18 protein-coding genes are annotated in these 21,742 nt (G+C 71.7%); 7 read left to right on the top strand and 11 right to left on the bottom strand.

The window, feature by feature from the left end; translation table 11 throughout:
* Positions 1–88: 88 nt before the first annotated feature.
* From ACK1X7_RS21425 to rsmI, 8 genes are all read right to left on the bottom strand, one after another.
* Positions 89–1,918, bottom strand: a complete 1,830-nt coding sequence (locus ACK1X7_RS21425) for a hypothetical protein (RefSeq protein ID WP_390792160.1) — start codon at positions 1,916–1,918, stop codon at positions 89–91.
* A 302-nt stretch (positions 1,919–2,220) separates the two neighbouring features.
* The gene (locus tag ACK1X7_RS21430; protein WP_385157505.1) at positions 2,221–4,038 is read right to left on the bottom strand and encodes an ABC-F family ATP-binding cassette domain-containing protein; all 1,818 of its coding nucleotides are present in this window, start codon (positions 4,036–4,038) and stop codon (positions 2,221–2,223) included.
* A gap of 152 nt (positions 4,039–4,190) precedes the next feature.
* Entirely contained in the window at positions 4,191–5,117 is a 927-nt protein-coding gene (locus ACK1X7_RS21435) for a 4-(cytidine 5'-diphospho)-2-C-methyl-D-erythritol kinase (RefSeq protein WP_385157508.1), read from the bottom strand.
* Between the two features lie 427 nt (positions 5,118–5,544).
* Positions 5,545–6,414 (bottom strand): 16S rRNA (adenine(1518)-N(6)/adenine(1519)-N(6))-dimethyltransferase RsmA, encoded by an 870-nt coding sequence (gene rsmA / locus ACK1X7_RS21440; protein WP_361512511.1) that lies wholly within the window; start codon positions 6,412–6,414, stop codon positions 5,545–5,547.
* A gap of 130 nt (positions 6,415–6,544) precedes the next feature.
* Positions 6,545–7,744 carry a ubiquitin-like domain-containing protein gene (locus ACK1X7_RS21445; protein WP_385156085.1) on the bottom strand — a complete coding sequence of 400 codons (1,200 nt, stop codon included), beginning with the start codon at positions 7,742–7,744 and terminating at the stop codon, positions 6,545–6,547.
* Between the two features lie 130 nt (positions 7,745–7,874).
* Entirely contained in the window at positions 7,875–8,795 is a 921-nt protein-coding gene (locus tag ACK1X7_RS21450) for a TatD family hydrolase (protein ID WP_385156088.1), read from the bottom strand.
* Between the two features lie 147 nt (positions 8,796–8,942).
* A complete protein-coding gene (locus ACK1X7_RS21455) occupies positions 8,943–9,437 on the bottom strand; it encodes a hypothetical protein (RefSeq protein ID WP_385156091.1) in 495 nt (164 codons plus the stop codon).
* A gap of 186 nt (positions 9,438–9,623) precedes the next feature.
* Positions 9,624–10,499, bottom strand: coding sequence for a 16S rRNA (cytidine(1402)-2'-O)-methyltransferase (gene rsmI / locus ACK1X7_RS21460; protein ID WP_216343598.1), 876 nt, complete (start codon positions 10,497–10,499; stop codon positions 9,624–9,626).
* Between the two features lie 138 nt (positions 10,500–10,637).
* Between rsmI and ACK1X7_RS21465 the strand changes: the two genes are divergently transcribed.
* From ACK1X7_RS21465 to ACK1X7_RS21480, 4 genes are all read left to right on the top strand, one after another.
* Positions 10,638–12,416, top strand: coding sequence for a dolichyl-phosphate-mannose--protein mannosyltransferase (locus tag ACK1X7_RS21465; RefSeq protein WP_385156094.1), 1,779 nt, complete (start codon positions 10,638–10,640; stop codon positions 12,414–12,416).
* A gap of 148 nt (positions 12,417–12,564) precedes the next feature.
* Positions 12,565–14,205, top strand: coding sequence for a penicillin-binding transpeptidase domain-containing protein (locus tag ACK1X7_RS21470; protein ID WP_385156097.1), 1,641 nt, complete (start codon positions 12,565–12,567; stop codon positions 14,203–14,205).
* Between the two features lie 153 nt (positions 14,206–14,358).
* The gene (locus ACK1X7_RS21475) at positions 14,359–14,859 is read left to right on the top strand and encodes a YbaK/EbsC family protein (RefSeq protein WP_385143445.1); all 501 of its coding nucleotides are present in this window, start codon (positions 14,359–14,361) and stop codon (positions 14,857–14,859) included.
* Positions 14,856–15,776, top strand: coding sequence for an EamA family transporter (locus ACK1X7_RS21480; RefSeq protein ID WP_390792164.1), 921 nt, complete (start codon positions 14,856–14,858; stop codon positions 15,774–15,776). The genes ACK1X7_RS21475 and ACK1X7_RS21480 overlap by 4 nt, the downstream gene beginning before the upstream one ends.
* 51 nt (positions 15,777–15,827) lie before the next feature.
* Here ACK1X7_RS21480 and ACK1X7_RS21485 read toward each other — a convergent pair whose 3' ends face one another.
* Together ACK1X7_RS21485 and ACK1X7_RS21490 are read right to left on the bottom strand one after the other, a co-directional pair.
* Positions 15,828–16,595, bottom strand: a complete 768-nt coding sequence (locus ACK1X7_RS21485; RefSeq protein ID WP_385143455.1) for an alpha/beta fold hydrolase — start codon at positions 16,593–16,595, stop codon at positions 15,828–15,830.
* Positions 16,595–16,972: a DUF1330 domain-containing protein gene (locus ACK1X7_RS21490; RefSeq protein WP_385143457.1), complete on the bottom strand. Its 378-nt coding sequence runs from the start codon at positions 16,970–16,972 to the stop codon at positions 16,595–16,597. The genes ACK1X7_RS21485 and ACK1X7_RS21490 overlap by 1 nt, the downstream gene beginning before the upstream one ends.
* A gap of 73 nt (positions 16,973–17,045) precedes the next feature.
* Here ACK1X7_RS21490 and ACK1X7_RS21495 point away from each other — a divergent pair, with 73 nt between their 5' ends.
* The 3 genes from ACK1X7_RS21495 to ACK1X7_RS21505 all read left to right on the top strand — a co-directional run bounded on the left by ACK1X7_RS21495 (position 17,046) and on the right by ACK1X7_RS21505 (position 20,961).
* On the top strand, positions 17,046–17,663 hold the full coding sequence (locus ACK1X7_RS21495) for a TetR/AcrR family transcriptional regulator (protein ID WP_413115527.1): 618 nt from the start codon (positions 17,046–17,048) through the stop codon (positions 17,661–17,663).
* Between the two features lie 107 nt (positions 17,664–17,770).
* Complete coding sequence (locus ACK1X7_RS21500; RefSeq protein WP_413115528.1) at positions 17,771–18,166, top strand: effector-associated constant component EACC1; 396 nt, start codon at positions 17,771–17,773, stop codon at positions 18,164–18,166.
* A 2-nt stretch (positions 18,167–18,168) separates the two neighbouring features.
* On the top strand, positions 18,169–20,961 hold the full coding sequence (locus ACK1X7_RS21505; protein WP_385143462.1) for a caspase, EACC1-associated type: 2,793 nt from the start codon (positions 18,169–18,171) through the stop codon (positions 20,959–20,961).
* Here the strand turns inward: ACK1X7_RS21505 and ACK1X7_RS21510 are convergent.
* Positions 20,934–21,734 carry an SDR family NAD(P)-dependent oxidoreductase gene (locus tag ACK1X7_RS21510; RefSeq protein ID WP_390792166.1) on the bottom strand — a complete coding sequence of 267 codons (801 nt, stop codon included), beginning with the start codon at positions 21,732–21,734 and terminating at the stop codon, positions 20,934–20,936. The two genes, ACK1X7_RS21505 and ACK1X7_RS21510, sit on opposite strands and share 28 nt — an antisense overlap.
* Positions 21,735–21,742: the final 8 nt, after the last annotated feature.

A 21,742-nucleotide genomic window follows, 5' to 3' on the forward strand; every position in this document is an offset into this window, starting at 1 on the left:
CGGCGCTCCGCCGGGGCGAAAGGCGGCGGCCCCGCCCGTACGGTGGGTACGGGCGGGGCCGCCGTGGGCCTGGCGAACGCCGAACGGGTCAGCTCGCGCCGAAGATGATCGCCAGCGGGTCGTCCTTGTCGTAGCTGCCCGAGGGCTTGGTGGCGTAGACGTCGCTCATGAAGAGGTGCTTCCCGGAGTAGATGATCTCCGAGTAGCTGGGGCTGAACTTCGACTCCACCTCATGGGAGGCGACGGAGTTCTGGAGCAGCTTGGTCTTGGCGTACGACTTGGGGTCGATCTTCCAGACCGCGCCGCCGGCCTCCCAGGTGCTCTCCTGGTAGGCGAGGACGGAGCCGTCCTCGTCGAGCCCGAGCGGGGTGAGGGCTGCGCCCTTGACCCCGTCCGTCTTCCCGATCGGCTTGCCGTTGGCCAGGCTGAACGCCACGACCTCGTTGGCCGTCGCGGCGGTGGAGTCGGTGCGGTCCTCGGAGCCGAGGAAGAGGGTGTTGGCCGACTTGGAGACGGCGATCTTCCGGCAGCCCTCGACATTGGTCGAGTCGCACTTGGCGTCGTACTTACCGTTCTCGGTGCCGATCTTGCCGAGCACCTTGCCGGTCTTGGCGCTGTCGTCGATGGACAGGAAGTCCGAGACCGCCGAGCCGGTGGAGTCACCGGCGTCGACGCCGATCACCAGCGGGTCGGTGGAGGCGACATGGACGTAGTCGATGCCCTGCGAGACCTTGTAGGCCGACTTCACCGCGCCCGTCTTCGGGTTCAGCGTCTGGACCTGGATCTGCGGGTTGTCGTAGTCGCCGCAGCGGCGCACCGCGACCAGCTTGTCCTCGCCGCCCGCGTAGCCGTCGTCCGAGCACTGCTCGCCGGACTTCGGCTTCCACAGCGCCTGGCCCGAGGTGGACCAGGCGGCGCCGCCGCTGGTGCCGCCCGCGGCCACGGTGCCGCCGCCGATGGTGACCTCGTCGAAGCGGACCTTCTCGTCACCCTCCTTGACGTTCCGGTGCCAGAGCATCTTGCCGTTCTTGAGGTCCAGCAGCCCGATCTCGGAGCAGCCGGGGTACTTGTCCTTGGCCGACGGCTTGGCCTCCTGGTAGAGGACCGTGGTCAGGCCGTCCTTGGTGAGGTGGTCCGAGGACCAGCAGACCGCGCCGTCCAGCGGGATCGTCCACTTCGCGGTGCCGCCGCTGAGCGGATAGCCGACGATCTTGTACACGCCGGCCTTCACGAAGGTGTCGTCGGTGACCCACATGCCCTCGACGGTGACCTGGTCGGAAACCTGGGGCATCGGAACCTTGTTGAGCAGTTTGGCATCTACGGTCTTGGCGGGCTTGTCCTCGCCGCCCGTGGAACCGCTTGAAGAGCCCTGGGTGGACTGCTTGTCCTTGTCCTTGGCCTCGCTGCCGCCACCGTCGTCCTTGGTGGCGAACCAGATGCCGCCGCCGATGATCAGGGCGACCGCGACCACGGCGCTGACGATGATCGCCATACGCTGCTTGGACCGGCCGGAGCCGCCGGGGGCGCCCGGACCGGGGCCGCCGGGGAACTGGGCCTGCGGCGGCTGGCCGTACTGCTGGCCGTAAGGCTGCTGGCCGAATTGCGACTGACCGTAAGGCTGCTGGCCGTACTGCTGCTGCCCGTACTGCGGCTGACCGTAAGGCTGCTGGCCGGATACCGGCTGCTCCGGGTAGCCGTAGCCGCCGACGCCCGGCGGGGGCGTCTGCGGCGGGGCGGGCGGTGCCGCCGGCGGCGGAGGCGGGGTCTGCGGTGGCTGACCGGGTGCCTGCGGACTGCCGTAACCCTGCTGGCCCGGAGGCGGCGTGGGCGGCTGCTGCGGATAGCCGTAACCCGGATCCTGCGGCGCCCCGAAGCCACCCTGCGGCGGCTGGTTGGGCGGCGGAGGCGGCTGTGACATGCGAAATCCTTCAGGTGCGGGACCCACCGACCGACCGGCCTCCCCCGCGATCCCGGTGGTCAAAGCCCTCCGGGAAGGAGCGAATCGGACGTGGAACCCCGCCATTGAGCGGAAGGCAGGCGGGAGTTCTTTGTATCACCCGTAAGGGGCGCAATAGGGACCAGTTTCCAGGTCATCGACCACCTGAGACCGGCCTGTGACGCGACCGTTGCCAGGGCGCGCGCCTGGGGCGCACAGCCTCTTCACACGATGCTTTCAGGCCACTCACATCGGAGGCGGCCCGCCCCTTGCTCCTCCACCGCTCAGGCGTCGTCGGCCAGCTCCAGCCACCGGGTCTCCAGGTCCTCCCGCTCCCCCGTCAGCTCGCGCAGTTGGGTGTCCAGTTCGGCGACCTTGGCGAAGTCCGTGGCGTGCTCGGCGATCCGGGTATGCAGATCGGACTCCTGCTCGCTGATCCGGTCCAGCCGCCGCTCGATCTTCTGGAGTTCCTTCTTCGCGGCGCGCTGCTCGGCCGCCGACCGCTGCCGGGCGACCTGTTCGTCGGCCTTCTGCTTGGCGGGCGCGGCGGCCGGGGCGGCCTCCGCCAGGGCGCGCTGCCGCCGCTCCAGGTACTCGTCCACGCCGCGCGGCAGCATCCGCAGGGCGGCGTCGCCCAGCAGCGCGAGCACCCGGTCGGTGGTGCGCTCGATGAAGTAGCGGTCGTGGCTGATGACCACGAGCGAACCGGGCCAACTGTCGAGCACGTCCTCGAGCTGGGTCAGGGTCTCGATGTCCAGGTCGTTGGTGGGCTCGTCCAGGAAGAGCACATTGGGCTCGTCCATCAGCAGCCGCAGGATCTGGAGCCGGCGCCGCTCACCGCCGGAGAGATCGCCGACCGGGGTCCACTGCTTCTCCTTGGTGAAGCCGAACTTCTCGCATAGCTGGGATGCGGTCATCTCCCGGCCCTTGCCGAGGTCGACGCGCTGCCGCACCTGCTCGACGGCCTCCAGGACCCGCAGGTTCCGGTCGAGTTCGGCGACCTCCTGGGACAGATACGCGAGCCTTACGGTCTTGCCGACCGTGACCCGGCCCGCGGCGGGCTGCTGTTCGCCCTCGCTGCTGGCGGCCTCGGACAGGGCGCGCAGCAGCGAGGTCTTGCCCGCGCCGTTCACGCCCACCAGGCCGATCCGGTCACCGGGCCCGAGCTGCCAGGTCAGATGCTTGAGCAGCACCTTGGGCCCGGCGGTGACGGTCACGTCCTCCAGGTCGAAGACGGTCTTGCCGAGCCGGGAGTTCGCGAACCGCATCAGCTCGGCGCTGTCGCGCGGCGCCGGCACATCGGCGATCAGCGCGTTGGCGGCCTCGATACGGAAGCGGGGCTTGCTGGTGCGGGCGGGGGCGCCACGGCGCAGCCAGGCGAGCTCCTTGCGCATCAGGTTCTGCCGCTTGGCCTCCTCGCTGGCGGCGATGCGCTCGCGCTCGGCACGGGCGAAGACATAGTCGCTGTAGCCGCCCTCGTACTCATGGACGGCGCCGCGCTGGACGTCCCACATCCGGGTGCAGACCTGGTCGAGGAACCAGCGGTCGTGGGTGACCACCACCAGGGCCGAGCGGCGGGCGCGCAGATGCCCGGCCAGCCAGGAGATGCCCTCGACGTCGAGGTGGTTGGTGGGCTCGTCGAGGACGATCAGGTCCTGCTCGGCGATCAGCAGTTGGGCCAGCGCGATACGGCGGCGCTCACCGCCGGACAGCGGGCCGATGACGGTGTCGAGCCCCTGCGGGAAGCCGGGCAGGTCGAGCCCGCCGAACAGCCCGGTGAGCACATCCCGGATCTTGGCGTTGCCCGCCCACTCGTGGTCGGCGAGATCGCCGATCACCTCATGGCGGATGGTGGCCTCGGGGTCGAGGGAGTCGTGCTGGGTGAGCACGCCGAGCCGCAGATCCCCGGCATGGGTGACGCGGCCGTCGTCGGCGGGCTCCAGCTTGGCGAGGATCCGGATGAGCGTGGTCTTGCCGTCGCCGTTGCGGCCGACGACGCCGATGCGGTCGCCGTCGTTCACCCCGAGGGAGACGCCGTCCAGCAGCGCACGGGTGCCGTACACCTTGCCGACGGATTCAACGTTGACCAGGTTGGTCGCCATCACACTCCATTACGCGGATCGATCGGCTCCCCAGGGTAGTCGCCGTGCGGGGCGCCCCGCTCAGGCGTCCACGAGCCGTGCGCCGGGGAGCGGGCCGGAGGTGCCGGGCCGGAGGTGATCCGGACGCGCGGCAGGTGGGCGGGGCGCCTCGCTCAGGCGTCCACGAGCCGTGCTCCCGGGACCGGGCCGGAGGTGATCCGGACCGTGCGGCAGGTGCCCGAGGCGGCCAGCGCGGCCGCCACCGCCTGCGCGGCCTCGGGGCCCTTGGCCAGGAAGGCGCAGGTCGGGCCGGAGCCGGAGACGAGGGAGGCGAGCGCGCCCGCGGCCGCACCGGCGCGCAGGGTGGCGGCGAGCGCGGGGCGCAGCGAGAGCGCGGCGGGCTGTAGATCGTTGGAGACGGCGGCGGCCAGCGCGGTGGCGTCGCCGGTGCGCAGCGCGTCCAGCAGCGCCTGGGAGGGCTCGGGGTCCGGGACGTCGGCGGCGCCCGCGCCCGCGCCGGACGCCTCGCGCAGCCGGTCGCATTCGCGGTAGACGGCGGGGGTGGACAGCCCGCCGTCGGCCACCGCGAACACCCAGTGGAAGGTGCCGCCGGTCTCCAGCGGGGTCAGCAGCTCGCCCCGGCCCCGGCCGAGGGCGGCGCCGCCGACGAGGCTGAAGGGGATGTCGCTGCCCAAGTCGGCGCAGATCTGGAGGAGTTCGTCGCGGGTCGCCTTGGTGCCCCACAGCGCGTCGCACGCCAGCAGCGCCCCGGCGGCATCGGCACTGCCGCCCGCCATGCCACCCGCGACGGGGATGTCCTTGGCGATGTGGAGGTGGACGCCGGGCTCGATGCCGTGCCGTTCGGCGAGGGCGACGGCGGCACGGGCGGCCAGGTTGGTGTGATCCAGCGGCACCTGGTCGGCGTCCGCGCCCTCGACGGTGATGCGGAGGGTGTCGGAGGGGGTGGCGGTGACCTCGTCGTGGAGCCCGACGGCGAGGAAGACGTTGGCCAGGTCGTGAAACCCGTCGGGGCGCAGCCCGCCGACCGCGAGCTGGACGTTGACCTTGGCGGGCACACGGGCGGTCACGGGGCGGGTCACGGGGCTCCTTGGGGCGGGTCGGTGTTTCGAGTGCGGCCATTGTCCCGCCTAGGGGGGTGGGCTGCGGCGGTGGGCCTGCGGGGGGCCTGCCGGGGCGGGTGGGCCTGCGGCGGGCTCGTTCCCCACCCCGCCCCTTCCCGTAACCGGGGCTCCGCCCCGGACCCCGCTCCTCAATCGCCGGAGGGGCTGGGTGCCCCCGAAACGGGGTCTAGGGCGAAGCCCGGCGAGGGCGCGGGAGCGGAACCCCACCGGGGGCGCCGGGGCAGAACCCCGAAGGGGCCTGGGGCGGAGATGCTGCACCACTCAGCCCCTCCGGCGTTTGAGGAGCGGGGTGCGGGGCGCAGCCCCGGCGGGGTGCGGGGCGCAGCCCCCGCTCGGGTAGGGGCGGGGTGGGGGCAGGGGCCCGCCGCAGGCGCGTCGGGTGGGGTCAGGCCGCCGCAGGCCCGTGTTCGGCGATCGCCGCGAAGTCCTCCACCGTCAGCGATTCGCCGCGCGCCTGCGGCGAGACGCCGGCGGCCTTCAGGGCCTCCTCCGCCGCCCCCGCCGACCCGGCCCACCCCGCGAGCGCCGCCCGAAGGGTCTTACGGCGCTGGGCGAACGCCGCGTCGACGACCGCGAAGACCTGGTCCCGGGTGGCGGTGGTGCGCAGGGGCTCGTCCCGGCGTATCAGCGAGACCAGGCCGGAATCGACATTCGGCGCGGGCCAGAAGACGTTGCGGCCGATCGCACCCGCGCGCTTGACGTGGGCGTACCAGGCGGCCTTCACGGAGGGGACGCCGTAGACCTTGGAGCCGGGTGGGGCGGCGAGCCGGTCGGCGACCTCGGCCTGGACCATGACCAGGGTCCGCTCGATGGTCGGGAAGCGCCCGAGCATATGGAGCAGCACGGGCACGGCGACGTTGTAGGGCAGGTTGGCGACCAGGGCGGTCGGGGCGGGGCCCGGCAGTTCGGTCACCCGCAGGGCGTCGCGGTGCACCAGCGCGAAGTGGTCGGCGCGGTGCGGCAGCCGGGCCTCGACGGTGGCGGGAAGGGCGGCGGCGAGGACGTCGTCGATCTCCACGGCGGTGACCCGGTCGGCGGCCTCCAGCAGCGCGAGGGTCAGCGAGCCGAGCCCGGGGCCGACCTCGACGACCACGTCCTCGGGGCGTACCCCGGCGGTCCGGACGATCCGGCGGACCGTGTTGGCGTCGATGACGAAGTTCTGGCCGCGCTGCTTGGTCGGGCGTACGCCGAGCCGCGCCGCGAGGGAGCGGATGTCGGCGGGGCCGAGCAGGACATCGGGATCGGTGGAGCTCACCCGGGAAGTTTACGGCCGCTCTTCAGGGGCCCGGTTCACGGACGGACAGCTCCTCCCGGGCGTCCCCACGCTCGGGACGCTTGGTCATACGCGCCGGGGCACCTCCCGGAACTGGGCCGGGGCGAGCGGCCTAGTGCTGGAGCTTGCGCCCACACGTCGGCCAGGGCCCGGTACCGCGCTGCTGGTAGAGCTTCTTGGCGCGGTACGTCTGTTCGGCCGCGGGCGCGTCCTGTGGGCGGCCATGGCCGCCGAGGTCGTGCCAGGTGCCCTGGTCGAGTTGGTAGAGGCCGCCGTAGCGGCCGGAGCCGTCGACCGCGTCCGCCCGGCCGCCCGATTCGCAGCGCGCCATCGCCCGCCAGTTGAGCCCGTCCGCCGGGCCGCCGATCCGGGCGGGCACGGTCATGGTGCCGACCCGCACGATCCGGGCCACCGGCGGCTTGACGATCTCGCTGCGGATCTTCCGGGGCCGCTGCCGTACCCCGTTGACGCTGCGCACCCGGTAGCTGGTGCGCAGGGTGCCCGGTTCGCCGGGCCGTTCCACGAGTTCGGTGCCCTTGGGGAGGGTGGGGTCGGCGCGGTGGACGGTGGTGAAGGGCACCGGCTCGTCGCGGACCTCCTTGCCGCCGGTGATCCGCATCACCGTCACCATCTGGCCGTCGCGCGGGAAGCTGTCCTGGGGGACGGAAGTGGTGTCCTGGCCGCGCAGGGTGAGCCCGGTGGCGGCGAGGGCCTCGCCGACGGTGGCCGCGTTCGTACGGATGGTGTGTTCGCGTCCGTCGGCGAGGAAGGTGACGGTGCGCTCGGTGCGCACGTGCAGCAGCAGGCCGCGGCTGGTGATGGCGGCGGAGCGGGAGGCGGAGAGATACGCGCCCTCGGCACGTACGCCCAGTTGGCGCAGTGCGCCGTCAACCGTGTGGGCGGTGGTCCACACCCGGCGGCGCTCCCCGTCGAGGGTGAGGGTGACCGGTCGGCCGTAGCGGACGGCGATCTCGTCGCCGTTGGCGAGCCGCTCCCCGGGCGCGGGGGCGACGATGTCGTGCTCGCCGACGCGGACGTCCTGGTCCGCCAGCAGCTCGCCCACGTCGTCGGCGTAGGTGTGCAGGGTGCGCGCGTCGCCGTCGACGCTGAGCCGTACGGCCTTGTCCTGGGCGACGAAGGCGGAGGTGCCGCCCGCCAGCGCGGCGACCACCATCGCCTGCGGCAGCAGCCGGCGCATCGGGTCGGTCCGGCCGGTGGTGCCGCGGCGGGCGGCTCGGCGGGCGGCGGCTCGGCCGCCCGAGACGCGGTGGCTGCCCCTACGGCTCACAAGAACACTCCCGTAACACTCCACAAGTCCACTGGTCAGGGCGTTGAGTCCGGGACTGTAGCGGAGTGGGGGTGACTCTCCAAAGCGAAATCATCACGCAGTGTGATCAGTTGCGCCGGATCGCCACCGCCCCTCACTGGGCGCCGCCGCGCCCTCAATAGCCGAAGACGCGCGCCGTATTGGCCGCCACGGCGGTCGCCAGAGTGTCCTCGGAGACGCCCTTGACCTCGGCCATGGCCCGCAGGGTGAGCGGAATCAGATACGGAGCGTTAGGCCGTCCGCGGTAGGGGACGGGGGTCAGGAACGGCGCGTCGGTCTCGACGAGGACGAGGTCGAGCGGGGCGACGGCGAGGGCGTCGCGCAGCGGCTGGGCGTTCTTGAAGGTGACGTTGCCCGCGAACGACATGTGGTAGCCGCGCTCGGCGCAGATCTTCGCCATGGCCGCGTCACCGGAGTAGCAGTGGAAGACGACGGTGTCGGGCGCGCCCTCCTCGGCGAGCACCCGCAGCACATCGTCGTGCGCCTCGCGGTCGTGGATGACCAGCGCCTTGCCGTGCTCCTTGGCGATGGCGATGTGGCGGCGGAACGAGCGCTCCTGGGCGGCCATGCCGTCGGGGCCGGTGCGGAAGTAGTCGAGGCCGGTCTCGCCCACGCCCCGGACCTGGGGCAGGGCGGCGAGGGCCGCTATCTGGCCGAGGGCCGCGTCCAGGGCGGCGTCGCCGCCGGGCTGCCGCGCCCCCTGCCGGGACCAGCCGTCGGGGTCGCCGAGGACGATGCGGGGCGCCTCGTTGGGGTGCAGGGCCACGGTGGCCCAGACGCTCTCGTGGGCCGCCGCGGTCTCGGCCGCCCACCGGGACCCGGCCAGATCACATCCCACCTGGACGACGGTCGTCACGCCGACCGAGGCGGCCTTGGCCAGTGCCTCCTCGACGGTGCCCGACTGCATGTCCAGGTGGGTGTGGGAATCGGCGACCGGGACCCGCAGGGGCTCCGGCGGCGGCGGGGGCGCGTCCTTTTCCTTTTGCGCGCCGCTCGCCTTGCCACTGCCGCCGGGGGTCGGTGCTGTTTTCGACATGGTCGCGATTCTATGAATCCCGGTGAATGTGCGGTGAATCGCGTCCGGCCGCTCAGTTGACCCGAGCCCGGCTCATGTGAACCGCTCATGTGAACGCGCTGATGTGAACCCGTTCATGTGAAACAGCTCATATGAACCGGAACCTACTCAGTCGCGGTGGTGCTGAAAGGGGTGCAGCAGATTCGCCAGATGCCAATGGTGCGCACGGCGTCGCGCGGGGCCCTCATTTTCCGGTGCGCCATCCGCCCCGGTGCCCGTCCCGGCGTCCGTCCCGTCCGTCCCCTCCGTCGCTCCGGTGCCCGCCTCCGCGCCCCGGGCGGTGTGCGGCCTCCCGCGCCGCGCACTCTCCAGGACCGAGGAGACCTGCCCCGAGCGCATGATCCGCACCAGATGCGCACCACAGTTGACGCAGTCGGGGCTCGTCAGCGGGGACGGAACGCGCAGGCCGTCGGTGAAGTAGACGACGAAGGCCCGGCCCTCGCCGTCGACGTGGTGTTCGATGTCGTACGACCGCTCCCAGCCGTGCCCGCACTTCATGCAGGCGAAGGCGTACGCCTCGTGGGCCACCTCGCCGGGCCCGGCGGAGGGGGTGTGGGCGGCAATCGGATGAGCACCGCTCGAGGTTCCCGCTATATCGCTCATGGCAGCTCCTCTTGTCACACAGGACAAGTCTTCCGGGATGGGATCGCCCCAGGTCTTCCACACCCAGTGGACGCCTTTCCCGGCGCTGCCGCATCGGCTCTTCCCGCTCTTTGAGCGAGATTTGGCACCGGCCTTCCCAAAACCGGCACGCAGCTTCCCGGCTACTAACCTGAGCTTTGCCTTTCGCTACGGTGCTTTACCTTCTCGTGGCGCGCTTCCCGGCGCGTTCTTCGCCGCCACCACGGCGTCGAACACCTGCCGTTTGGGCAGCCCCGCCTCCTGCGCCACAGCCGCGATGGCCTCCTTACGGCGCTCACCGGCCTCCTCGCGCACCGCGACCCGGCGGGCCAGCTCGGCGGGGCCCGCCTCCTCGGGGCCGGGCGCGGGGGCGCCCTCGACCACGATGGTGATCTCGCCGCGTACGCCCTCCGCCGCCCAGGCGGCCAGCTCCGCCAGCGGGCCGCGCCGCACCTCCTCGTACGTCTTGGTCAGCTCCCGGCACACCGCGGCGCGGCGGTCCGGGCCGAACACCTCGGCCATGGCGGCCAGGGTGTCGTCCAGCCGGTGCGGGGCCTCGAACCAGACCAGGGTGCGGCGCTCGTCGGCGACCTCGCGCAGCCGGCTCAGCCGCTCCCCCGCCTTGCGCGGCGGGAACCCCTCGAAGCAGAAGCGGTCCACCGGCAGCCCGGACACGGCCAGGGCGGTGAGCACCGCGGACGGGCCGGGCACGGCGGTGACGGTGATTCCGCGCTCCACGGCGGCGGCGACCAGGCGGTAGCCGGGGTCGGAGACCGACGGCATGCCCGCGTCGGTGACCAGCAGCACCCGGGCGCCCTCGGCCAGCGACTCGACCAGCTCGGGCGTGCGGGCCGACTCATTGCCCTCGAAATAGGACACCACCCGCGCGGCCGGGCGCACATCCAGGGCCTGGGTGAGGCGGCGCAGCCGCCGGGTGTCCTCGGCGGCGATCACGTCGGCGGCCATGAGTTCGGCGGCCAGCCTCGGGGGCGCGTCCGCCGTGTCGCCGATGGGGGTCCCTGCCAGTACGAGCGTTCCAGTCACGCCCACCATCCTCGCAGCCGCCCGCGGCGGGCCCCGCGCGCCCGCCGCCCCGGCCATCGATCCCCGGTTCGCCGCGCGAATCCCCGGTTCGCCGCCTTTCCCCACCACACTCACAGACCCCTTCCCTACGATGGCCCGGTGACCAGTGACACCGCGACCCACGCCCAGCCGGGCAAAGCCACCGGCCAGCAGCAGCCGGCCTGGCAGCGCCGGCTGCGCCGCTTCGGATACGCGGGCCAGGCCAGGCCCGGCGTACGGGAGCGGCTGGTCCCGCCGTACGCGGAGCCGGGCACCCGGCTCTGGGAGGTCTTCGGCGCGACCCCCTCGGCGGCGGCCAGAATCGCCCGCTGGAGCGGCTGGGGCGGGCCGCTGCTGGTCGCGCTGTGCGCCGGGCTGGCCCGTTTCTGGCATCTTGGCAGCCCGGACAACGTCATATTCGACGAGACGTATTACGCCAAGGACGCGTGGTCGATCTGGGAGTACGGCTACGAGGGCACCTGGCCGAAAGCCGCCAACGACCGGATCCTGGAGACCCCGCAGCACATCCCGCTCAGCGACGCGGCCTCGTATGTGGTGCACCCGCCGGTGGGCAAGTGGGTGATCGGGCTCGGCGAGCAGCTCTTCGGGCTGCATCCGTTCGGCTGGCGCTTCATGGTCGCACTGCTCGGCACGGTCTCGGTGCTGATGCTGTGCCGGATCGGGCGGCGGCTGTTCCGGTCGACGTTCCTCGGCTGTCTGGCGGGCGCGCTGATGGCCGTGGACGGGCTGCACTATGTGATGAGCCGCACGGCGCTGCTCGACCTGGTCGTGATGTTCTTCGTGCTGGCCGCCTTCGGCTGTCTGCTCGTCGACCGGGACCAGGCGCGCGCCAGGCTGGCGGCGGCGCTGCCGGCCGGTGAGGACGGCACACCGCGGCCGGATCCGGCGGTCGCCCGGGGCCTGAAGCTGGGCGCGCGGCCGTGGCGGATCGCGGCCGGGGTGCTGCTGGGCCTGGCCATCGGCACCAAGTGGAACGGGCTGTACGTGCTGGCGGCCTTCGGCCTGATGGCCGTCCTGTGGGACGTGGGCAGCCGCCGTACGGCGGGCGCACTCCGCCCCTACCGGGCGGTGCTGCGGCGCGATCTGGGCTGGGCGTTCCTCTCGCTGGTGCCTGTGGCGATCGTCACGTACATCGCCTCCTGGTCGGGCTGGTTCACCGCGAGCGGCACCTTCGACCGGGGGCGCGGCTGGCAGCACAGCGGCTACTTCCGCCACTGGGCCGAATCGCGGAAGCCGGACGGCGGCGGCTATGGCACCGGCGGCGCCTTCGACTGGCTGCTCAACCCGCTGCGCAGCCTGTGGCACTACGAGACCGAGGTCTACCAGTTCCACGTCAACCTGGACTCGCCGCATATCTACCAGTCCAATCCGTGGAGCTGGATGGTGCAGTCCCGCCCGGTCTCGTACTTCTACGAGTCCCCGCGGGCCGGCCAGGAGGGCTGCCCCAGCGACGCCGCCGAGAAGTGCGCCCGTGAGGTGCTGGCACTCGGCACCCCGCTGCTGTGGTGGACGGCCTGTTTCGCGCTGCTGTATCTGCTGTTCCGGTGGGCGCTGCGGCGCGACTGGCGGGCGGGCGCGATCCTGTGCGGGATCGCGGCGGGCTATCTGCCGTGGTTCCTCTACCAGGACCGGACGATCTTCTCCTTCTACGCCGTCGTCTTCGTGCCCTTCCTGTGTCTGGCGGTGGCGATGATGATCGGCGCGCTGCTGGGGCCACCGGGGGCGAGCGAGACCCGCAGGGTGATCGGCGCGGTCGGCTCGGGCGCGCTCGTCCTGCTGATCATCTGGAACTTCATCTACTTCTTCCCGCTCTACACAGGGCAGACGATGCCCATGGACGCCTGGCGTGCCCGCATGTGGCTGGATACCTGGATCTGATCCCCGGCCCGCCGTCCGGATCCGGCCCCCGCCCCCGCACCCCCCTACGGTGAGGGCGCGGGGGCTTCTCCTGGTGCCGGTAGAGTGCCGGGCACCGCGGCCTCCATCGACTGATGGAGGGAATCGAGAACACTGTGGGGGTTCTGTAATGCGGAGTGGCGCGAGAGCCGCGATCGTCGGTGCGGTGTTCGCCGCCATGGTCGGTGTTGCCGGTTGCGGCGGCGGCCAGGACGATTCCAGTGCGAAGGACGGTGCGAGCGCCGGCTCGGGTGACGACAAGCCGTCCCTGAAGAACGTGAAGACCGGCCCGCCCAGCGCGGCCGAGGTCAAGACCACCGCCCGCGCGTTCCTGGCGGCCTGGTCGGCGGGCGAGACGGCGAAGGCCGCCGCCCTTACGGACGACACCGGCGCGGCCACCACGGCGCTGGGCGACTACCGCAAGAAGGCCCATGTGGCCAAGGTGGCACTGGAGCCGGGGGCGGCGAGCGGTGCGAAGGTGCCGTTCTCGGTCAACGCCCAGATCTCCTCCGGGGGTCAGAGCGTCCCCTGGACGTATGAATCCTCGCTGACCGTCACCCGCGACACCAAGACCGGTAAGCCGGTCGTCGGCTGGAAGCCCTCCGTGGTGCAGCCCGACCTCGCCGAGGGCGACACCCTGAAGACCGGCGCGTCCGAGGCGCCGCCGATCAAGGCGGTGGACCGCGACGGCAAGGAGCTGACCGCCGCCGAGCACCCGACCCTCAAGACCGTCCTGGCCGCGCTGCGCGAGCGGTACGGCAAGAAGGCGGGCGGCAAGGCGGGCGTGGAGACCTGGATCCAGCGCGCCAAGGGCTCCAAGTCCCCCGACAAGACGCTGAAGGTGCTCTCCAAGGGCACCCCGGGCACGCTCCGCACGACGATCGACGCATCGCTCCAGAGCACCGCCGAGCAGCAGGTGAGCAAGCGCACCAAGGCGTCGGTGGTGGCGGTCAAGCCCAGCACCGGTGAGGTCCTCGCGGTGGCCAACTCCCCCGCGAGCGGCTTCAACACCGCCCTCCAGGGCTCGTACGCACCCGGCTCGACGATGAAGATCATCACCTCGGCGACGCTGATCGACAAGGGTCTGGCGGCGTACGGCAAGGCCCATCCGTGCCCCAAGTACTTCTCTTACGGCGGCTGGAAGTTCCAGAACGACAAGAAGTTCGAGATCAAGAACGGCACCTTCGAGCAGAGCTTCGCCCGCTCCTGCAACACGGCCTTCATCAGCCAGGCGGGGAAGCTGAAGAACGACGACCTGACCAACGAGGCCCGGAACGTCTTCGGCATCGGGCTCAACTGGCAGACCGGGGTGCCCTCCTTCGACGGCGCGGTGCCGGTGCAGTCGGCGGCCTCCAAGGCCGCCTCGCTGATCGGCCAGGGCGGGGTGCGGATGAACCCGCTCAACATGGCGTCGGTCGCGGCCACGGCCTCCACCGGCACCTTCCGCCAGCCGTATCTGGTCTCGCCGTCGCTGGACGACCGGACGCTGGCCAAGGCGAGCAAGACGATGAAGTCGAGCACCCATGACCAGTTGCGCAAGCTGATGCGGCTGACGGCCACCTCGGGCACCGCCGCCGAGGCGATGGCCGGGATGAGCGGCGACTTCGGCGCCAAGACCGGATCGGCCGAGGTGGACAACCAGGAGAAGCCCAACGGCTGGTTCAGCGCGTACCGCGACGACATCGCGGCCGCCGGTGTGGTGCCCGAGGGCGGCCACGGCGGCGACACGGCGGGCCCGATGGTGGCGGCGCTGCTGCGCGCGGGCGGCTGAGCCGGGAGTTCCACCGGCGTGACGGCACGGGAGCCGGGCGGGCGCTTCGAGCGCCCGCCCGGCTCCTTCGCGTTCGGCCCGGCCGACCGGTGCCGGTGTGACCTCGGGGAAATGCCCTGGCGTGGGCGGCGGGCGCGTCGATAGCGTCGTTCCATGGTCGATCCCACCCCCACCCCTGACACCGCCGCCCACCCCCGCTTCGCCGACGCCCTGCGCGAACTCGGCCTGGACGTGGAGGTGCGCCGTTTCCCCGACGCCACCCGCACCGCCGCCGAGGCCGCCGCGGCCATCGGCTGTGAGCTGAGCCAGATCGTCAAGTCGCTGGTCTTCGAGGCGGACGGGCAGCCGGTGGTGGTGCTGATGGACGGGGCGTCACGGGTCGACGTCGAGCTCGTACGGCTTGAGTTGGGCGCCGGGAGCGTCCGCCGGGCGAACGCGGCGCTGGTACGGGAGACCACCGGCTACGCCATCGGCGGGGTGCCGCCCTTCGGCCACCGCACCCGCACCCGCGTCCTCGCCGACCGCCGGCTGCTGGACCACCAGACCGTATGGGCCGCGGCGGGCACCCCCCACACCGTCTTCCCGCTCGACCCCAAGACCCTGATCGCACACGCCGACGGCACCCTGGTGGATGTGCGCGAGCGGTCCGCATGACCCCGCTCGTCGCGGCCGCCGTGCTCATCGCGGCCGTCACCCACGCGTCGTGGAACGCCATCGCGCACGGCATCCGCGATCAGCTCCTCGCCTTCACCCTGGTGGGCGGCGGCGGGGCGGTATGCGGGCTGGCGCTGCTGCCGTTCGCCCCGCTGCCCGCCGCGGACGCCTGGCCGTATCTGCTGGCCTCCGCGGCCATCCACGTGGTCTACCAACTGCTGCTCATGCGCTCGTTCCACCTGGGCGACTTCGGCCAGATGTATCCCATCGCACGCGGCACGGCGCCGCTGGTGGTGACCGTGGCCGCCGGGGTCTTCGTCGGCGAGCGGCCGGACCACTGGCAGGCGGCGGGCATCGCGCTGGCCTCGGCCGGACTGGTGGGCGTGGCGTTGTGGGGCGTCAAGGGCTCCCGCCACGGGGGCGTCAAGGGCTCCCGCCACGCCGACCACGAGGAAAGCGGACGGGACGGCGGGCAGAACGGCGGCGCACCGCAATGGCTCGCCCTTACGGCCGCCATCGCCACCGGTCTGTCCATCGCCGCGTACACCGTCGTGGACGGCCTGGGCGTACGCGCCTCCGGCAGCGCCTCCGGCTATATCGCCTGGCTGATGATCCTGGAGGGCTTCGCCATCCCCGCCTACGCCCTGGCGGTCCGCCGCGGCGCCCTCCTGCGCCAACTGCGCCCCGTCGCCGCACGCGGCCTGCTCGGCGGCCTGCTGTCGGTCTCCGCCTACGGCCTGGTCCTCTGGGCCCAGACCCAGGCCGAACTCGCCCCGATCGCGGCGCTGCGCGAATCGTCGATCATCGTGGGCGCGGCGATCGGGACGCTGTTCTTCAAGGAGCGGTTCGGCGGCCCGAGGATCGCGGCGGCGGGACTGATGGTGGCGGGCATCGGACTGATGCTGCACGCCGGTTGATCCGCTTCGTGCCTCGGGCCGCCTCTCGTGGCGGCATCCGCGTATGTGCGGCTACGCGTGGTCCAGCGATGCCCAGAAGCGGGTGAGCGCCTGCGCGCCGCGGGCGGGGTCGTGTGTCATCCACCAGTGGCCCAGCCCATCGAGGACCTCCACCCGGGCACCGGCGCGGCGGGCGGCGCGGCAGCGCTGTTCGGTGGTTCCGGCCGCGTGGTCCTCGGTGGCGAGGAACACGAGTCCCGGCCGCCGCGCGGCGTTTTCCAGGTCCCGGCCGAGTTCGGCCATCACCGGTGGCATGGCGGAGGTGTAGAGGGCGATCACGGCCCGGCCCATCGCCTCGTTCTGCCCCTGGGCGACGCGTTCGGCCGCCGCCTCGCCCATCCCCCGCTCGATGAGCGTGGCTATCCGCTGCTCGACGGGGGCGCCGAAGCGTGCGGCCACATCGGCCTCTCCGATTCCCGGCGTCTGCCATCGCTGGGCGAGCTCATGCCAGACGTAGTCGGGTTCGAAGGCCGCGATCGTGTCGCTGGCCCAGCTCCGTACCAGGTCCGGGCGGTTCATCACCGCGTTGAGGACGTGTCCGCCGCCCCAGTCGTGGCCCACCAGGTCCACGGGCTCGGCGAAGTGTGTCAGTTCACCGATCAGCCAGTCGCGGTACTCCGCTACGGTCGCCCCGAACCCGGGCGGCAGCGGTGCGCCGAATCCGGGCGGGGACAGACAGATGAGGTCGGCCGGAGCGGCGCCGGCGGCCTTCAGTTCGGCGAGCAGGGGATCCCAGACGGCCGCCGTCTCGGGGTTGCCGTGTACGAAGACGGCGGGCATCAGACCACGCTCCCCTGGAGCGGCACGGTCGGCTGGAGGACCGATTCCACCAGCGCCTCGGCGCGGAGATGGGACACCGCCCGGTAGTCGGGGTCACGGACCATGTCGGCGAACGCCTGGCGGCTGGGGTAGCGCACCAGGAGCACCGTGTCCCATGCCTGCCCCTCCTCGGCGACCAGGGCATGACCGCCGTCCCCGAGGTACTCCACCCGCAATCCGTACCGCGCGTTGATCTCCGGGCCCAGCGCCTCGATGTAGCGCTGGTAGCTCTCACGACCGCCGTCCGGGCGGAACCGCAGCAGGTTCAGCATCACCACGGGGCCACCGGGGTCTTCGGCCAGGAAGACATCGAGGGCACGCTCATCCATGTCGATCATCGAAACCTCCAGTCAGGATGAGTGGCACCGTATAAACTTGTTGGACGACACGCAAGTTAGTTAGGAGTCTTGTATGCCCACCCCCCGCCGCACCCAGAAGGAGCGTCGCGACCAGGCCGAAGCCGCATTGCTGGCGGCCGCCGCCGAGCTGGTCATCGAGCAGGGAGTGCGCTCACTGACGCTGGCGCGGGTGGGTGAGCGAGCCGGGTACAGCCGCGGAATCGTCACCCACCACTTCGGTTCGAAGCAGGCGCTCCTCGAGCTTCTGGCCCGCAGCACCCAAGCCGGATTCGTGCCGGGCCTCGCCCATCTGCCCCCAGGGCTGGACCGCCTCCTGCGGCTGATCGCCGGCTACATCGGCGAAATGGGCCAGGTGGGCGCCGCCCATCACGCGTTCCTGCTGCTGTGGGCCGAGGCGCCCACCATGCCCGAACTGGCACCGATCTTCCGCGAGCGGGACGAGTCGTTCAGGGCCGATCTGCGCGACGATGTGACGGCCGGAATCACCGAGGGCACCATCCGCCACGACCTCGCGCCCGAGGAGGTCGCGGTGGCGATCGTCGGACAGCTCCGGGGAATCGGGCTGCAACGACTTCTCGACCCGGGCGCCGTCGACACCGAACGCCTGCGGCGGTCGGTCACCGAGCAGTGGCGCCGGGCGCTGGCCACACCACCGGCGCGGCAGCCATGAGCGGGCGGCACGCACCCGAACTCCGTTGACCTTGCTCTTCGTTGATCCTGCGCGGACGTCCCTGGGTAGGACAGAATCGGAGAGACCGTCGTCACAAGGGGGATTTGGTGCGGATCGACGTAGCGGTGGACGGTGGGGAGGCGGAGCTGCGATCGCTCCTCGACTGGCTGAGACGGGATCCGGCCGCGCGCCGCGGCGCCCATGTGGAGCTGGTCCAGGCCGAGCCGTCGCCGGGCCAGATGGGCGTGCTCACCGATGTGCTGCAACTGGTCACCGAGAACGCCTGGAGCGCCGCCTCCTTCGCGCTGGCACTGTCCACCTGGCGGCAGACACGTCCGCACGCCCGGCGGATCACCGTGCGCCGTGGTGACCTTACGGTCGACCTCGACGGTGGCGACGACGAGGAGCTGCGGCGCCTGATCGACGCGCTGGAGAGCCCGGCCGCCCCCGATCCGGACCGGGACCCGGACCGGGACCGTCAGGCCGACGGAGGAGGGCGGTAGCCGTGGCCGTTCTGCCCGACCCGGCCGCCACCCGCGCGGTGCTCATCGGCACCAGCCGCTACGCCCACCTGGAGCCGATCCCGGCGGTGGCCAACAACCTGAGCACGCTGGCCGCGGCCCTGTGCGCGCCGGGTTCCTGGGGGCTGGCGCCCGAGCACTGCACAGTCGTCGAGGACCCCGCCACCGCGGTCGAGGTCCTCGAGGCCGTCCGGACCGCGGCCGAGGAGGCCACGGACACCCTGCTGGTGTACTTCGCCGGACACGGACTCGTGGAACCGCGCCGCGGCGAGCTGTTCCTGGGGCTCACCGGGTCCATACAGCACCGCTCCTACACCGGACTGCCGTACGGCACGCTGCGCGACGTCGTGCTCGACGGGCGGGCCGGGCGCCAGGTGATGCTGCTCGACTGCTGCTTCAGCGGACGCGTGCTCGGCTTCATGAGCGCGGCGAGCGCCGAGGCGGTGGTCGACCAGGTGGAGATCGAGGGCACCTATCTGCTGGCCTCCGTCCCCGACACCAGCTTCGCGCTCGCCCCGCCCGGCGAGCACCATACGGCCTTCACCGGTGAGCTGCTGCGGCTGCTGCGGCAAGGAGTGCCGGGCGGGCCGGAGTTGCTGGACCTGGACACGGTCTACGCGCAGGTGTACGCGGCGCTGCGGGCCAAGGGGCGGCCGCTGCCGCAGAAGCGCGACCGCAATACGGCGGGCGGGCTCGCCCTGGCCCGCAACGCCGCCTGGGCACCGCCCGGCTTCGGCCCGCCGCCCCCGCCGTACGACCACGAACCGACGCCCCCGCCCACGTTCATGGGCACACCCACGCCGCCGTACGAGCCGGGAGCGGCGCCCGCGGACCACGCCCCGGCCGCCTCGGCCCCCGGGCCCGTGCCGCTGCCCGGGGTGCCGCCGATGCCTACCTGGTCGCCGATGGCCCTGCCGTCGCCCGCCCCGCTCCCCGCCCCCGGCGGCGCCTCTCCGGGCCGCCGCCGCGCCGTCACCTACGGGCTGGCGGGAGCGCTCTTCGTGGCCCTGGTGGCCGCGGGCATACCACTGGCGATGTCGTGGATGAAGGGCTCCTCCGAGGACGACTCCGGGCGCAACACCTCGAAGTCGTCCGGCACCCCGAAACCGGGGCCCACCTCCGGGTACAACGTCGCCGCCAAGGGGGGCGTCGTCAACGCCTCGACCAAGCCGGGCGGAACGCTGAAGTTCATCAGCAAGAGCGACGCGGATTCATGGGACCCTCAGCGCAGCTATTTGGGCTTCGTTTGGAACTTCTCGCGCTACTACGCCCGCCAACTGGTCACCTACGCCCCCAAGCCCGGTAAGGACGGCACCGAACTGGTCCCGGACCTCGCGGAGAAGAAGGCCGAGGTGACCGACGGCGGCAGGACGTACACCTACACCCTGCGCAAGGGCATCACCTGGGAGGACGGCTCCCCGATCACGCCACAGGACATCAAATACGGCATCGAGCGGATCTGGGACCAGGACAAAATCTTCGGTGGCCCGGTCTTCATCCAGGAGGCGCTCGATCCCGGCCACACCTACAAGGGGCCGTACAAGGACACGTCCGAGGACAAGCTCGGGCTGACGGCCATCGAGACCCCGGGCCCCAGGACCATCGTCTTCAAACTGCCGAAGGCCAACGGCGACTTCGAGCGCATGCTGGCGACACCGTCGGCATCACCGGTGAAGAAGTCGAAGGACACCAAGGACAAGTACCAGGACAATCCGTTCTCCTCGGGGCCGTACAAATTCCGCTCCTACCGGCCGGGCACATCGCTGGAACTGGTCCGTAACAGCAACTGGAAGCGGGCGTCCGATCCGATCCGCACCGCCCTTCCCAACCAGATCACGGTGAATATCCGCGGCGACGAGCAGACGAACGCGAAAGCCCTGTTCTCGGGAGCCTATGACCTGGACCTGCAATCCTACGGACTCACCAAACCTGCCCTCACCCAGGCCACGAGCAGTTCCGGCCTCAGCGCCCGGCTGGACAGCCCGTCCAACGGGTTACTTCTGTTCGCGGCCCTCCCCCGCTCCGTCAAACCCCTGGACAACGTCCACTGCCGTAAGGCGGTCCTCTACGCGGCGGACAGGGAGAACGTGCGGACCGCCGCGGGCGGTCCGCGGACCGGCGATATCGCGCCCCATATGCTCCCGCCCGCCATCGGGGGCTCCGAGTCCTCCTACGACCCGTACGGGACGGTCAAGAGCAAGGGCAAGCCGGACACCGACAAGGCGAAGGCCGAGCTGAAGGCGTGCGGAGAGTCCAAGGGATTCCGGACCACCATCGCGGTGCGCAACAATCGCCCCGTCGACGTGGATGTCGCCATGTCGCTCCAGGCATCGCTGCGGAAAGTCGGCATCACCACCGAGGTCGATCAGATCGACGGCATCCATTTCAGCGATACGGTAAGCGCGCCCGCGACGGTGAAGAAAAAGGGATACGGCATCGTCCTGTACCGGTGGGGTGCCGACTTCCTCACCGGGCAGAACTTTCTACAGCCGCTCGCCGACAGCCGTTTCATCGAGTCCACCGGCAACTTCAATGTCGCGGAGCTGGCCGACCCCACGGTCGACGACCTCTTCGACACGGCGATCGCCGAACAGGATCCGGCGAAGGCCGGGAGCGACTACGCACAGATCAATCGGAGGATCTCCGACTCCGCCGCCTATCTGCCCCTCCTGTTCGAGAGGAGCGTGATCTGGCGCGGCTCCCGGCTGACCAACGTCTATACGAGCGATTCCTGGCAGGGCGGCTACGACTATGTCTCGCTGGGCGTCTCCAAGTGACCGAAGGCCCTGCGCACCGCCACGTTCGTGGTGGTGATGCCGCCGTCCACGGGGAGGGTGGTGCCGGTGATCCAGGCGGCGTCGGACGAGGCGAGGAAGGTGATGGCGGCGGCGATGTCGGCGGGTTCGCCGACCCGGCCGAGCGGGTAGACCTCGGCGGCGCGGCGCAGGGTGTCCTCCCGGCCGTCCCAGCCGGGGGTGCGGATCGTGCCGGGGGCCACGAGGTTGACGCGGACGCCCCGCCGGGCGGCGTGGGCGGCCAGGGTGCGGGTGAGGCTGCCCAGGCCCGCCTTGGCGGCGCTGTAGGCGTGGTTGCCGAAGTCCTGGAGGCCATTGACCGAGCCGACGTTGACGATCGCGCCCCGGCCGTCCGCGGCGGCCAGATGCGGCAGCGCGGCGCGGGAGCAGCGGAACGCGCCGCCGAGGGTGACATCGATGTCCTGCTGCCATTCGTCGTCCAACTGGTCCTCGAACAGCGGGGTGTCGACGTGGCATGAGTGGGCGCTGTTGACCAGGACGTCCAGCCTTCCGAAGCTCCTTACGGCGTGCGCCACGGCCGCCTCGGCGTCCGCCCGCCCGGCCACATCGCAGCCCAGCGACTCGGCCTCGCCGCCGTCGGCCCGTATGGACGCGGCGGCCTTCGCGGCCCGTTCGCCGTCCAGGTCGGTGATCAGCACCCGGGCGCCCTCGTCGGCGAAGCGGCGGGCGGTGACCTCCCCGATCCCGCGTCCCGCGCCGGTGAGCATGACCGCGTAGCCCTCGAATCTCCGCACCGTGTGCC

The sequence above is a fragment of the Streptomyces sp. CY-1 genome (assembly GCF_047218265.1).
GTDB classification, from domain to species: Bacteria; Actinomycetota; Actinomycetes; order Streptomycetales; family Streptomycetaceae; genus Streptomyces; species Streptomyces niphimycinicus.